Origin of the sequence: Rhodococcus sp. C1, from assembly GCF_020809065.1 — a bacterium.
Taxonomy (GTDB): domain Bacteria; phylum Actinomycetota; class Actinomycetes; order Mycobacteriales; family Mycobacteriaceae; genus Rhodococcus_F; species Rhodococcus_F qingshengii.
Genome location: NZ_CP078080.1, coordinates 5,167,620 through 5,180,672, shown reverse-complemented (window position 1 = coordinate 5,180,672; position 13,053 = coordinate 5,167,620). Strand labels below are relative to the sequence as shown.

At 62.7% G+C, this 13,053-nt stretch carries 13 protein-coding genes; 6 read left to right on the top strand and 7 right to left on the bottom strand.

What is annotated here, in order from left to right; translation table 11 throughout:
* Positions 1–34 precede the first annotated feature (34 nt).
* The 3 genes from KTR60_RS23795 to KTR60_RS23785 are packed head-to-tail and all read left to right on the top strand — an operon-like array spanning position 35 to position 2,509.
* Positions 35–901, top strand: a complete 867-nt coding sequence (locus KTR60_RS23795; protein WP_202425930.1) for a diacylglycerol kinase — start codon at positions 35–37, stop codon at positions 899–901.
* Positions 902–947: 46 nt separating this feature from the next.
* The gene (locus KTR60_RS23790) at positions 948–1,775 is read left to right on the top strand and encodes a potassium channel family protein (RefSeq protein ID WP_228401308.1); all 828 of its coding nucleotides are present in this window, start codon (positions 948–950) and stop codon (positions 1,773–1,775) included.
* Between the two features lie 47 nt (positions 1,776–1,822).
* A complete protein-coding gene (locus KTR60_RS23785; RefSeq protein WP_007731351.1) occupies positions 1,823–2,509 on the top strand; it encodes a TetR/AcrR family transcriptional regulator in 687 nt (228 codons plus the stop codon).
* 6 nt (positions 2,510–2,515) lie between these two features.
* Here KTR60_RS23785 and KTR60_RS23780 read toward each other — a convergent pair whose 3' ends face one another.
* On the bottom strand, positions 2,516–3,700 hold the full coding sequence (locus KTR60_RS23780; protein ID WP_030535164.1) for a metallophosphoesterase: 1,185 nt from the start codon (positions 3,698–3,700) through the stop codon (positions 2,516–2,518).
* 123 nt (positions 3,701–3,823) lie between these two features.
* Between KTR60_RS23780 and KTR60_RS23775 the strand changes: the two genes are divergently transcribed.
* The gene (locus tag KTR60_RS23775) at positions 3,824–4,453 is read left to right on the top strand and encodes a GyrI-like domain-containing protein (protein ID WP_007731353.1); all 630 of its coding nucleotides are present in this window, start codon (positions 3,824–3,826) and stop codon (positions 4,451–4,453) included.
* A 3-nt stretch (positions 4,454–4,456) separates the two neighbouring features.
* On the opposite strand, the gene KTR60_RS23770 is transcribed toward KTR60_RS23775, so the two are convergent.
* From KTR60_RS23770 to KTR60_RS23745, 6 genes are all read right to left on the bottom strand, one after another.
* The gene (locus KTR60_RS23770) at positions 4,457–4,849 is read right to left on the bottom strand and encodes an RNA-binding S4 domain-containing protein (protein ID WP_228401307.1); all 393 of its coding nucleotides are present in this window, start codon (positions 4,847–4,849) and stop codon (positions 4,457–4,459) included.
* Positions 4,850–4,873: 24 nt separating this feature from the next.
* Positions 4,874–5,767, bottom strand: coding sequence for an oxygenase MpaB family protein (locus tag KTR60_RS23765; protein ID WP_228401306.1), 894 nt, complete (start codon positions 5,765–5,767; stop codon positions 4,874–4,876).
* Between the two features lie 164 nt (positions 5,768–5,931).
* Positions 5,932–6,780, bottom strand: coding sequence for a 3-hydroxybutyryl-CoA dehydrogenase (locus KTR60_RS23760; protein ID WP_003940434.1), 849 nt, complete (start codon positions 6,778–6,780; stop codon positions 5,932–5,934).
* Positions 6,781–6,866: 86 nt separating this feature from the next.
* The gene (locus KTR60_RS23755) at positions 6,867–8,024 is read right to left on the bottom strand and encodes an acyl-CoA dehydrogenase (protein ID WP_003939784.1); all 1,158 of its coding nucleotides are present in this window, start codon (positions 8,022–8,024) and stop codon (positions 6,867–6,869) included.
* Positions 8,025–8,183: 159 nt separating this feature from the next.
* Positions 8,184–8,876 (bottom strand): TetR family transcriptional regulator, encoded by a 693-nt coding sequence (locus KTR60_RS23750; RefSeq protein ID WP_003939674.1) that lies wholly within the window; start codon positions 8,874–8,876, stop codon positions 8,184–8,186.
* Positions 8,877–8,904: 28 nt separating this feature from the next.
* Positions 8,905–10,509 (bottom strand): acyl--CoA ligase family protein, encoded by a 1,605-nt coding sequence (locus KTR60_RS23745; protein ID WP_030535166.1) that lies wholly within the window; start codon positions 10,507–10,509, stop codon positions 8,905–8,907.
* 131 nt (positions 10,510–10,640) lie between these two features.
* On the opposite strand from KTR60_RS23745, the gene KTR60_RS23740 reads away from it, so the two are divergent.
* Together KTR60_RS23740 and KTR60_RS23735 are read left to right on the top strand one after the other, a co-directional pair.
* Entirely contained in the window at positions 10,641–11,507 is an 867-nt protein-coding gene (locus KTR60_RS23740; RefSeq protein WP_030535167.1) for a helix-turn-helix transcriptional regulator, read from the top strand.
* A gap of 115 nt (positions 11,508–11,622) precedes the next feature.
* The gene (locus KTR60_RS23735) at positions 11,623–13,050 is read left to right on the top strand and encodes an amidase (protein ID WP_151098208.1); all 1,428 of its coding nucleotides are present in this window, start codon (positions 11,623–11,625) and stop codon (positions 13,048–13,050) included.
* Positions 13,051–13,053 lie beyond the last annotated feature (3 nt).

Below are 13,053 nucleotides of genomic sequence, written 5' to 3'. Positions count from 1 at the left end.
TCAGATCGAGAAGGTTACCGTCCTGATCAATCCGATGGCGGGACATGGTCACGCGCCTGCGGCAGGACGCAAAGGTGTTGCGCGACTGCGCGCTCGGGGAGTTGCCGTCACCGAGATCATCGGAACCGACGCCGACGACGCCAAGAAATTGGCCCGTCGTGCGATCGAAGACGGTACCGACGCGCTGGTGGTGGTCGGCGGTGACGGTGCCATCAGCATCGGACTGCAGGCTGCCGCGTTGACCGAGACGCCCATCGGGCTCATTCCGGCAGGCACCGGCAACGATCACGCCCGTGAGTTCGGCATTCCCACAGGCGATCCCGAAGCAGCCGCCGATGTGATCGCCGACGGCGTCGTGCAGCAGTCCGACCTGGCGAAGATCACGCTGGCCGACGGTTCCGTCGTCTGGTCGGGAACGATCATCGCGAGCGGATTCGATTCGCTGGTCAGTGAACGGGCCAATCGGATGTCGTGGCCCAAGGGACCGATGCGCTACAACTTGGCGATGCTCGCCGAGTTGGCGAAGATGAAGCCGCTGCCGTACCGGATCGAACTCGACGACGAGGTCATCACGGTGGACGCGACGCTCGTGGCTGTCGGCAACGGCCGCTCGTACGGTGGCGGCATGCTCATCACTCCGGGCGCGTCGAAGTCTGATGGGTTGCTGGATCTGACCGTCGTCGGGCACGGTTCGAGGTTGCGTCTGGTGCGCCTGTTTCCGCGGGTGTACAAGGGAACTCACGTCTCCTTGGATGCGGTGCAGACGTATCGGTCGAAGAAGGTGCGGTTGGTCTCCGAGGGCATCATCGCCTACGCGGACGGCGATCGGGTGGGGCCGTTGCCCATCACGATCGAGGCAGTTCCCACGGCGCTCAACATCTTGACGCACACTCGGATCTGAGTCGGTTCTGCCGGGCACTAGGTAGCGGTGGTGTCAGACTTCTCGGATGAACGAATCGACGAAGTCGGCGCACCGCCGCGCTGCGTGGACGTTGGAGAAATGGCAGCTAGCCATCGACATCCCGTTGACCGCTGCGGCCTGCCTGTTCTTGGTGGCGTACGCGTACCAAGTGCTGGCGCAACCGACGGGCCTTCCACATCGTCTGACCGAATGGACGATGTGGGCTGCGTGGGTCGTTTTTGCCGTCGACTACGCAGTTCGCCTGTGGTTGGCACCTGCCCGCGGTCGCTGGTTCGTCAGGCATCTCTTGGACTTGGCGATGGTGGTGTTGCCCATGCTGCGTCCGCTGCGCCTACTTCGGTTGGTCACACTGCTTGCGATAGTTCACCGCTCGAGCGGGCAAAGCTTGCGTGGACGGGTGGTTATTTACGCCACTGGTGCCACGGCCTTGCTGATCGGTGTCGCGGCGCTGGCCATGCTCGATGCCGAGCGTCACGCGCAGGGCGCTGCCATCACGTCGTACGGAACGGCATTGTGGTGGGCGATGGAGACGGTCACGACCGTCGGTTACGGAGACATGGCGCCCGTTACCACGACCGGGCGCATGATCGCCGGAGCATTGATGATCGGCGGAATTGCGTTGCTGGGCATCGTGACTGCCACACTCGCTTCCTGGTTGGTCGATCGCGTGGCGGAACAGGACGAGGCATCCCAGGCCGCGACGCGTAAGCAGGTGGCGGACCTGTCCGAGGAAGTCCGAGCCTTGGCCACCCGCACGCACCGAGTCGATCTCGCGTCCGTCGATATCGATTCGCTGCGTCGCGAACTGGCGTCGAGGGGAGTCGTGGCGCAGCATGCACCTTCGGACAATTGACCCGCAGTACAGCAAACAATAGAACGATGGTCTGATAATCTTGCGTGATGGTGGCGACCCACGGATTTCAGCGCGCGCGCAGGCCTGAGCAGATCGAAGCGCGTCGGTGCGCGATTCTCGATGCGGCCCGCGCGATGCTCGGGTCCAGGCCCGTCGCCGACATCAGCCTGCGTGAGCTCAGTGAGAGCGTCGGACTGGCGAAGTCGAACGTGCTTCGCTACTTCGACAGTCGCGAAGCCATCTTTCTCGAAGTGCTCGACGAGAACTGGGTTGCGTGGTTGGACGGGTTGTCCGAGTCGTTGACCCCGACCGGTGACGACTCGCCGTTCGCCACTGAAATCCATGTGGCATCGACGGTTGCGGAATCGCTTGTCGCACAGCGTTTACTGTGTGAGTTGATGAGCGTCATGGCAGGTGTCCTCGAAAGAAACATCTCCGTCGACTTCGCCCGTGACTTCAAGAAGCGGGCAACGGTCAACTCGGGAAGGTTTGCGTCGCTGATTCATTCGCAATTGCCTCACCTCTCGGAGGGCGACGCGGCTCAATTCGCCAAGGTAACCCTGGTGATTGTTGCAGGCTTGTGGCCGACTGCCGAGCCTGCCGAATCCATGGTCGTCGTACTGAACGAGATGCAGGCGCCCCCCGCTGCCGACATGTTCGCAACCGGCCTACGTGAAGGTCTGATCAATCAGCTCGTCGGGCTGTCGGCGCGAGCGGCAACCCGAACGAGCTGAGCCCGTTCAGGCGCTGTGCAGCGTCAGGACGGTGATCTCGCTCGGTGCGAACACGCGGAATGGGGGACCCCAGAACCCGGTTCCGCGGCTTGTGTACAACTGCGTGCGGTCGCCGTGACGGGTGAGCCCGTGCACCGACGGTTGATCGAGTTTGACCAGAAGGTTGAACGGCCAGATCTGTCCGCCGTGGGTATGACCGGCGAGCTGCAGATCCACTCCCGCGGAAGCGGACTGAGTTACCTGCTTCGGTTGATGGGCGAGCATCAGGATCGGCAAATCGGGGTCGGTGCCGGCAAGGGCCATATCGAAGTTCGCGCCGTGACCGTCGAGCTTCGATCCCAGAGCGGTGGCGTCGTCGACTCCGGCGATGACCAGGTTGTCGCCGCCCTTGGTGACGACGAGGTGCCGGTTGTGCAGGGCATCCCAGCCGATCGAGGTCATGTAGTCGAGCCACTCCTGAGCCTCGTGGAAGTACTCGTGATTCCCGGTGACGTAGACACGAGCGAGTCTGGCTTCCACCGACGCGAGTGGGGTGGCTTGGCCGAGGCGCTGCTCCACTGTTCCGTCGGCAATGTCGCCGACGTGGGCCACGATGTCGGCGTCGAGTTCGTTGACTGCCGCGATCACGCGCTCGGACCACTTCTCGCGATTGATCGGGCCGAAATGGGTGTCGGTAATTGCGACTACCCGAAGCTTGTCCATTCCCGCTCCGAGGCGAGGGATGGTGACGTCGACGTGCTTGATCCGTGGCAGTCTCATGGCTTCCCGATAGCCCCAGATCAGCAGAACGGCCGAGGTGATCAGTGCCGCAACGGCGACGATTCTCGATCGAAGCGGGTCATCCACGCCGCCGACGAGCAATCCGAGCCTCAGGACTTCACCGAGCAGGGTCCACACGAACACGACCCAGATGATTCCGAGGAGGGCGTCGCCGACCAGGCGAACTGGATCGCGGTCAGTGTGTCCGTGGCTGAGCATCATGGTGGCAGGCAGGGTGATCAGGAGGGCGGCAAATAGAACGGTGCCGAAAACTGCCACCGCTGTCGGCCAGTCCGGCCGGACGAACAAGCTCCACCACGGGTACACGAACAACAGAGCCAAGATCGACGCGACAATCGCGGATATGGCAACGATCCGCAACGGTCTGCGGCGCGGAACTCGAGCGACGTCGGTCGCCTGGGGTGTAGTCACCCCGTCCAGAGTAAAGGTCCACTGGTCTATTAACAAGGGGACGGTGGTCCGCTATCGGAATGTCGGTGTTCTCGGATAGGTTTCCGAACGTTGAAACTCGGCCAGTGATCAGGTGGGTGGCGCATGGAGAAGTACGACGTCAAGAAGGCATACAAGGATCTCTATTCCCCCGGGCGCCGCGATTTTGCCCTCGTGACCGTCCCGCGCTTCGGCTACTTCGCCGTCGACGGTCACGGTGATCCCAACACTGCCACCGAGTACTCCGAGGCGCTCGAAGCGCTGTATTCGGTGTCCTACGCGACCAAATTCGCGAGCAAGAAGGAACTGGATCGCGACTTCGTCGTGGGCCCGCTGGAAGGGTTGTGGCGGGCAGATGACCCCGAGGTGTTCGTGACGCGGGACAAGTCGTCGTGGGATTGGACGATGATGATCTCGCAACCGGAGTGGATCACGGAGACGGAACTGTCTGCGTCGATTGACGCAGTCCGGGCCAAGGCAGTGCGGGCCAAGAAGGAGATTGCCGCTCTCGACAAGGTCAGGTTTCTCGAGTTGGAGGAAGGTCTGTCCGTCCAGATTCTTCACGTCGGCTCGTACGACGACGAAGCCCCCACCCTGGACCGGCTGCACAACACGTTCATCCCGTCGAACGGCCTGAGCTTCAACGGCGATCATCATGAGATCTATCTCAGCGACGCTCGCCGTACACCGCCCGAGAAACTGAAGACGGTTCTGCGTCAGCCTGTTTCGAGGTAGCAATCAGGGCTCGAGGCCGCGCAGCTTCTCGAGGTCGCGTCGCTCGCGTTTGGTCGGTCTGCCGGCGCCACGATCACGTCGCGGAATGGACGCGATCAGTTCGGGCGGTGGAGGGGGCGGCGAATTGTCCTGCAGGCAATCGGCGGCCAGCACGGCGCTGACTCGCTTCGCGATCGGCTTGACCACGACGACGATGCGCTCGATGCCGGATACACGCACCCGCACCTCGTCGCCGGCTTTCACCTGCTGAGCCGCCTTTGCCGACGTTCCGTTGACCCGAACGTGTCCCGATCGGCAGGCGGTCGCCGCCTGCGAGCGTGTCTTGAACAGCCGAACCGCCCACGTCCAGCTGTCCACACGAACACTGATCGCGTCGGAAGGGAGATGAGCTGGCACGCACTCCAGCCTACCGACGAGTGCTCACAGACCCTGCGCGCGGATGCCCGAGTAGGCGCGCGGTGCATACCGCAGTCGTAACGGCAGCAGATGCCAGAACCGATCCGTCAATGTCAGGAAGCGGGCGAACCAGAAGTACATCCGTTCGTCGCGTGGCGTCCATTCCCATTCAAGGGTCTTGCGCGCCTTCTCCGGCATCAGTGCCTTGCCGATCCAGTTCGCCACGGCCATCGTGGGGCGAGAGCTAAGACGCCACAGCCACGTCGGAACCTTCGGAGCCGGTGCGATGTCGTGCTCGGCGATGCGCGTCGACCATTTTGTGGTGTGGGTGTTGATCAGGTGGTTGTCGAGCATGTCTTCCCAGTACGTGCGGAAGCTGGCGTAGTCGTCGAAAGCCGGTCGGTCGGTGAGTCCGTAACAGCGCCACCAGGTTACGGCCTCACGGACAAGCTGGTCCTTCTGCTCCGCCTTGAACTTCTTATACGCGAATCGCTCGTTGAAATCGAGTATCACCTCGAAGAACGTGACGTGTGTCCACCAGAAAGTGTCAGGAGCGAGGGCGTGGTAACGCCCGCCGGTTTCGTCGATTCCTTTGAGATCGGTGTGGAAGTTGCGAACGAGCGTGCCTGTGCCCTCTTCGGTCCGGTCGTACACGACGCCGTAGATGGGCGGCAGTGAGCGGAACAGGCGGTCGAGCGGGTTGTCGAAAAAATTCGAATGATCCTGCAGCGCTCCACTTACCGCGGGATGCATGTTCTGCAGCGTGCCTGCGCGTCCGAGATACAGCAGACCGCGAACGTCGCCGAAGTGTGTCCACGTCAGGGAACCGGGGCCGATCGGATCTGCTCGCAGGGCCCGGGGCGCTGGCAGTTCCCGGGGCTTCGGCCGACGAGTACCTGTGTCCGCATCGCTGCTCATCTGGTTGACCCTCCGCCTGCGTTCATGTGACAACGGTTGTTGTCAAATGATGACTTTTGCTGCGCCGCGCGAATTTGTCAATGGATTCGGCTAGATCTGCCCGAAAACAACTCCGGCCCCTCACCTGCAACAGGTGAGGGGCCGGAAGAGTGAAGCGGTCAGACTCAGGCGTATTCGTAGAAGCCGCGACCGGTCTTCTTGCCGAGGCGACCGGCGTCGACCATGCGGCGAAGCAGCGCCGGCGGAGCGTAGTGCGGTTCTGCGAATTCCGCGTACAGGGACTCTGCCGCTGCGAGGGCAATGTCGAGACCGACGGTGTCGAGCAGCGTCAGCGGGCCCATCGGGTAGCCGCAGCCGCCCTTCATGGCCTCGTCGATGTCTTCTGCTGTGGCGTAGCCGGATTCGAGCATCCGGACAGCCTGGCACAGGTACGGGATGAGCAGAGCGTTGACGATGAAGCCCGAACGGTCGCCCGCGCGAACCGTCTTCTTGCGCAAGGTGTTCTTGGCGTAGTCGGTGACGGCGAGAACGGTCTCTTCGGACGTCGTCAGGCTGACCACGATCTCCACGAGCGGCATGACCGGCACGGGGTTGAAGAAGTGAACGCCGACAACCTGGCCGGGGCGCGAGGTGGCCTTGGCGATCTTGATGACGGGGATCGACGAGGTGTTGGTCGCCAGAATGCCTGCAGGCTTGACGATCTTGTCGAGCTTGCCGAAGATCTCGTACTTGAGAGCTTCGATCTCGGGAGCAGCTTCGATCACCAGATCGCGATCGGCGAACTCTTCCATGTCCAAGGTGACGCGGACGCGTGCGATCGCGGCGTCGGCTTCTTCCTGGGTGATCTTGCCCTTGGCGACGCCGCGGTTGATCGACTTGGCGATCCGTTCGCGAGCAGCGGCGGCAAATTCTTCTTTGGTTTCGAGCACCAGTACCGAGCTACCGGCTTTTGCACAAACTTCGGCAATGCCGGCACCCATGGTGCCGCCGCCGATTACGCCTACGAGTTCCACAATTCTCCTCAAAATTAGGGGCAAGCCCCTGTGCGCCGTTCCGGTAGTCAGAACTACCAGAAAGGCGCACAGGGGCGCGAAGTGCCTTACTTCAACAGCGCACGCGACATCACGACGCGCTGAATCTGGTTGGTGCCTTCGTAGATCTGCGTGATCTTGGCGTCGCGCATCATGCGCTCGACCGGGAAGTCGGTGGTGTAGCCGGCGCCACCGAACAGCTGCACGGCGTCGGTGGTGACCTCCATGGCAACGTCCGAAGCGAAGCACTTCGCCGCAGCGGAGATGAAGCCGAGGTTCTTCTCGCCGCGCTCGGCGCGTGCTGCGGAGGTGTAAACCATCAGACGTGCGGCTTCGACCTTCATCGCCATGTCCGCGAGCATGAACTGAACAGCCTGGAAGTCGCTGATGGACTTGCCGAACTGCTTGCGATCCTTGGTGTATGCCAGAGCCGCGTCGAGTGCGCCCTGGGCCAGGCCGACAGCCTGAGCACCGATGGTGGGACGCGTGTGGTCGAGGGTCTCGAGTGCCGTCTTGAAGCCGGTGCCCGGTTCGCCGATGATGCGGTCGCCGGGGATGCGGCAGTTCTCGAAGTACAGCTCAGCGGTGGGGGAGCCCTTGATGCCGAGCTTCTTTTCCTTCGGTCCGACGACAAAGCCCTCGTCGTCCTTGTGGACCATGAAGGAGGAGATGCCGTTTGCGCCCTTGTCGGGATCGGTGACAGCCATGACGGTGTACCAGGTGGACTTGCCGCCGTTGGTGATCCAGCACTTGGAGCCGTTGAGGATCCAGTCGTCGCCGTCAGCCTTTGCGCGGGTACGCATCGAAGCGGCGTCGGATCCGGCTTCACGCTCGGACAGTGCGTACGACGCCATTCCGCCGTTGACGAGGTCCGGGAGCACCTTGGACTTGAGCTCTTCGGAACCCTTGAGGATCAGGCCCATGGTGCCGAGCTTGTTCACAGCGGGGATCAGCGAGGAGGATCCACAGACGCGGGCGACTTCCTCGATGACGATGCAGGTGGCGACGGAATCGGCGCCCTGGCCGTCGTAAGCCTCGGGAACGTGGATGGCGTTGAAGCCGGACGCGTTGAGAGCGGTGAGCGCTTCCTCGGGGAAACGTGCGTTCTCGTCGACGTCCTTGGCGTACGGCGCGATTTCCTTCTCGGAGAGTCCGCGGATAGCAGCCCGCAGTTCGTCGTGCTCTTCGTTCAGTGCGAAGAGATTGAAATCCGGGTTTCCTGCCATGGGAACGCTCCTTGGTGAAGGTGGCTTGAAGGCGGTCGGTGCGGCTCCGGCGTTACCAGCGAGATTCGCGGACAGACCGGTGCCCATGACCCCAGTCAAACACGGCACTGAGTGCCAGGTCAAGGGATGGGTGTGTGAAGTTTCGGTGCACGAGCAGTGTCAGCCGAGTTGTTCGTGGATTTTTCTGCTGATCTCATCAGCGGACGTGCCCGGGGGAAAGGCTACTACCAGCACGGACTTCGATTCTGGCGTGCTGGTCTTGGACCCGGGTGCCACGCCGTACGTCCGCCGAACGTCGAGCAATGCCTGACTTAGTGCGTCAGCTGTGGCGTCCTCGTCGCCTTTGATCATGCTTCGCAAGAGGTAGTTGTGGCACGCGGTGACAGCTGCGGCAAAACCGACAACCTCGAGGACAGGTTCGCGGGGCACAGCGCTGCGCAGGTAGTCGACGAAGAGGCGCTCGTAGCGGAATCCGGTGACGAGTTCGCGGTCGCGAAGAGCCGGAACATGCTGTACGACGCGGTATCGCCGCATCGACAGGTCTCGGTTCCTGCGGAAGAAATCGAAGACCAGTCCCGCGGCCTCGCACACGGACGCCCAGGGGTCGGCGGAATCGGACGCGAGGAACTCTGCGACGTGTTCGAGGAGGGACTCGTGATCGGCGAAGATCACGTCTTCCTTGGAGCGGAACTGCCGGAAGAACGTCCGACGCGACACACCGGCGGCAGCGGCGATCTGCTCGACGGTGGTGGCTTCGTACCCGTTCTCCGAGAACAACCGGATCGCTTGAGACGCGACGTGTACCCGAAACTGTGCGGGGTCAGTTCCGGGTACATCGGAGCGCTCGGTCATGGATGCAAGTATCCAGGTTTCGTCGGCGTCAGTTGTCGGCGCGTAGCTGGAACTTGAGAACCTTGCCGGTGGGGGTGCGAGGAAGGTCGAGCGGGAAGACGATGTCGCGGGGAACCTTGTACCCGGCCAGCAAAGTGCGGGTGTGCTCGACGATGTCTTCGGCGGATGCCTGTAATCCCTTGCCCAGCACCACGAATGCCTTCGGGCGCTCGCCCCACTTCTCGTCCGGAACGCCGACGACTGCCACGTCGATCACCGCGGGGTGACTCATGATCGCCTGCTCCACCTCGACGGTGGAGATGTTCTCGCCGCCGGAGATGATGATGTCCTTCGCGCGGTCCTTGAGCTGGATGTATCCGTCGGGATGCATGACGCCGAGGTCGCCGGAATGGAACCAACCACCGGCAAATGCTTCGGCTGTCGCGGCCTCGTCGCGGTAGTATCCGAGCATCACGTTGTTGCCGCGGAGCACGATCTCACCCATGGTCTGGCCGTCGGCGGGGACGTCGTTCATCTCGGCATCGACAACGCGAGCATTTTCGGCCTGCACCATGCCGACTCCCTGACGCGAGAGAAGTGCGGCGCGCTCGGACTGCGGCTTGTCGTCCCAGGCTTCCTGGTATTCGCAGATCGTGTAGGGGCCGTATACCTCGGTGAGGCCGTAGACGTGAACGACGGTGACACCGATGTCTTCGAGTTTTCCGATGATCGTCGGTGACGGGGGAGCGCCGGCGGTGGTGATGCGCAAGGCGTCGACCTTGTGGGCCTGGTCTGCGTCGGCGATGGTGGAGCAGACGGTAGGAGCGCCGCACAGATGTGTCACGCCCAGATTGTCGATGGCGTCCCAGATCGCATCGGCGCGGACCGCGCGCAGGCAGATATGTGTGCCCGCGGCCTGAGTGACGGCCCACGGCGTGCACCACCCGTTGCAGTGGAACATCGGCAGTGTCCACAGATACTTCGTCGCTCCGTCGAAGCCGTTGTGGAATGTCTCGCCGAGCGAGTTCAGGTACGCCCCGCGGTGGGAGTACATGACGCCCTTGGGTTTTCCGGTGGTACCCGAGGTGTAGTTGATGGCGATGCACTGCTGCTCGTCGTCGACGCCCCAGTGCAGTGGCTGATCGGAGAGAGCTTCGCCTTCGGCAATCAGATCGGCGTACTGCCCGGTGACGATTCCGGTGGGAACGTCCGGATAGGGGACGGTGGAGTCCGGGATCTCGACGATCTCACGCAGGCTCCCCACGTTTGCCTTGGACGAGGTGACCGAACCGACGAATTCGGAGTCCACGAACAGGATCGTGGTTCCCGAGTGATCGAGAATGTATTCGAGTTCGGGACCGGCGAGGCGTGAGTTCAGGGCGATCAGGACCCCGCCGGCGAGGGGGACGGCAAAATGCGCGAACAGCATCTCGGGTACGTTCGGCGCCAGGTATGCAACGCGGTCACCGGGCTGAATGCGTTCACGCAGGACGCGGGCCAGAGCCGCGACCTCGTCACCGAACTCTCGGTACGAGTAGGTCCGGTCGCCGTGAACGACGGCGGTGCGCTCGGGGAACACCGCGGCGCTGCGCTCGAGAAAGCGCAGCGGACTGAGCGGGGTGTTGTTGGCTGCAACAGCTGTCGGGACAGACACGGTTCCTCCGAAGGCGACGTGGCACGGTTGGTGTCACGATAAGTGTGATCGGCACTACAAACGGCCTGGATGCACGCTATTGCCCAGCCAAAGGTGCCGCTACCCTCTGAATTGGGTACGTGGAGGTGAGAGTGAGCAGGGTACTGAGACCGAGCGACGACGACGCGTTGCGCGCCGAACTGCGTCGGCTGCACCCCAAAACCGAGTTGCCGGTTCTGTTCGGCGGCTGCGTCAGCGACCGGTCGCTGACCATCACCGGTCACGTCGGCACGCGCAGCAACATCCTGCGAAACCTGCGGATCGACGCCGAATGCGGACTCGGCGGTCGGGCGATCGCAGAACAACGACCGGGCGCGGTCCAGGACTACGCGAACTCGTCGCACATCACTCACGACTACGACTATGAAGTGGGTACCGAAGCGATTGAATCCTTGATGGCAGTCCCGATCGTCGTACGCGGGGTTACTCGCGGAGCGATCTACGGAGGACTGCGTGCCAACCTGCCGATCGGCGACGTGATCGCAGAGACGATGATGCGATCGTCGTACGCGTTGGCCCGCGAATTCGAGATTCGCGACGAAGTGGATCGTCGGGTGGCGATGCTCGATACCGCTGCGGTGGAACATGGTTCGAACCGCGATGCCCAGATATCCGAAGGGCTGACCGAGAGCGTCCTGGCGCTCGGTGAGATCGCGGCGAACCTCGAGGACATGGCTCTCAGCGCGCAGGTCCTCGCGGTCGAGGCAAAGTTGCGGGCGTTGGCGTCGCCGAAACCTTCCGCGAACACTCCAGTCGCGAACACCGTTGTCCTGTCGCCACGCGAGCGGGAGGTGATGGGGTACGTCGCTCTCGGACTGCGCAATGCCGAGATCGCCGAGAGGTTGTCCCTGAGCGTCGAAACGATCAAGACGTACATGAGGAATCTGATGGGAAAACTCGACGTCCGCAGTCGTCACGAAGCGGTCGTGGAAGCGCGGCGGCAAGGTTTGATTCTGTGAGGGCTTGATTCTCTGAGCGGTCCCGCCAAGCGGAATTTCGGAACTGCGTCGCCACTCCGGTTGATATGACGGACCTCACTATCGGCAGAGTTCGACACGAGTGATGAGGGCATCGATGCAGGATTTGTTCGACAACAACGACATGACCGGCCTGGCCGAAGCGATCAAGAGCGGCGACGTCTCCGCCAAGGAAGTCCTCGAGTTCAGTCTGGACAGGCTCGACGAGCGCAACCCGGCAGTCAACGCGGTGATCAGTGAGCGCCGAGAGGAAGCGCGCAACGAGGTATCAGGCGGCCTGCCGGATGGTCCACTGCAGGGCGTCCCGTTCGTGATCAAAGACCTCGGCATGGACGTCGCAGGATTGCCGAGCACCAATGGATCTCGATTGTTCGCCGACGCTGTGGCAGAAAAAGATTCGACGCTCGTCGAGCGCTACCGCCAGGCTGGTCTGGTTGTCATCGGCAAGACGAACACCCCGGAGTTCGGCAAGAACGCGAGTACCGAACCTGCGCTGTTCGGACCCACCCGTAACCCTTACGCCCTTGATCGTTCGCCCGGCGGATCTTCGGGTGGCACGGCTGTAGCTGTTGCCGTCGGGATCGTGCCAGGCGGGCATGCCAGCGACGGTGGTGGATCGATCCGTATTCCCGCATCGGCCTGCGGCCTGGTAGGCCTCAAGCCGAGCCGAGGACGTACTCCGACGGCACCGGCGCGCACGCTCTTCTCGTCGCCGATGAGTGTTCATCACGCGCTCACCCGAAGTGTCCGCGACACTGCGCTGCTTCTCGATCTGTCCGCCGGGCCGACAGTGGGCGATCCTTACGTGATCCTGGCGCCGAAGCGGCCGTACATCGAGGAAGTGGGTGCCGATCCCGGACGGTTGCGGATCGGTCTGAGTAACGCTCTTCCTGACGGCACACCGGTGGACCCGGAGTGCTCGGCCGTCGCGACCGGTGTTGCCGGCCTGCTCGAAGAACTCGGTCACGATGTCACCGAGAGTGCCCCGAACTTTCCGCTCGATGCGCTCACTGCCGGGCTGTCGGTGTTGATGGGCATTCCGATGACGATCGAGGTCGACGAACGACTCGACGCCCTGAACCGCGCGATCCGCGACGACGACCTCGAGCCGATGGCGCGGATGATCTACGACCGCGCGAAGTCCGAAAGTGCGACGAACGTCGTCAAGGCGTTGCAGGAACTCGAGCGGGCCGCCCAGGTGATCGGTGCGTTCTTTGTCGATCACGACCTGTTGCTGGCTCCGACGATGGCTCGGCCGGCAGCTCCGCTCGGTCTGCTCGATACGGCGAATCCTATGTCGATCTGGGAGCATTCGGCCGGGTACAGCGGCTTGACCAGTCCGTTCAACAGTTCAGGTCAGCCGGCGATTTCCTTGCCGATGGGTCATGACTCGGCCGGCGTTCCGATCGGCGTGCAGTTGGTCGGCGCGTTCGGCCGTGAAGATCTGCTGATTCAGGTTGCGTCGCAGCTCGAAACAGCCCGTCCGTGGTCCATTGCGCCGGTGTGGCCGCCGGTCCCGGCGTAGCGC

What these genes read in the sequence shown, in the direction of transcription:
- KTR60_RS23795 (WP_202425930.1), top strand. Translation starts at nt 35, where the DNA reads ATGGCGGGACATGGTCACGCGCCTGCGGCAGGACGCAAAGGTGTTGCG.
- KTR60_RS23785 (WP_007731351.1), top strand. Translation starts at nt 1,823, where the DNA reads ATGGTGGCGACCCACGGATTTCAGCGCGCGCGCAGGCCTGAGCAGATC.
- KTR60_RS23790 (WP_228401308.1), top strand. Translation starts at nt 948, where the DNA reads ATGAACGAATCGACGAAGTCGGCGCACCGCCGCGCTGCGTGGACGTTG.
- KTR60_RS23765 (WP_228401306.1), bottom strand. Translation starts at nt 5,767, where the DNA reads ATGAGCAGCGATGCGGACACAGGTACTCGTCGGCCGAAGCCCCGGGAA.
- KTR60_RS23735 (WP_151098208.1), top strand. Translation starts at nt 11,623, where the DNA reads ATGCAGGATTTGTTCGACAACAACGACATGACCGGCCTGGCCGAAGCG.
- KTR60_RS23750 (WP_003939674.1), bottom strand. Translation starts at nt 8,876, where the DNA reads ATGACCGAGCGCTCCGATGTACCCGGAACTGACCCCGCACAGTTTCGG.
- KTR60_RS23775 (WP_007731353.1), top strand. Translation starts at nt 3,824, where the DNA reads ATGGAGAAGTACGACGTCAAGAAGGCATACAAGGATCTCTATTCCCCC.
- KTR60_RS23755 (WP_003939784.1), bottom strand. Translation starts at nt 8,024, where the DNA reads ATGGCAGGAAACCCGGATTTCAATCTCTTCGCACTGAACGAAGAGCAC.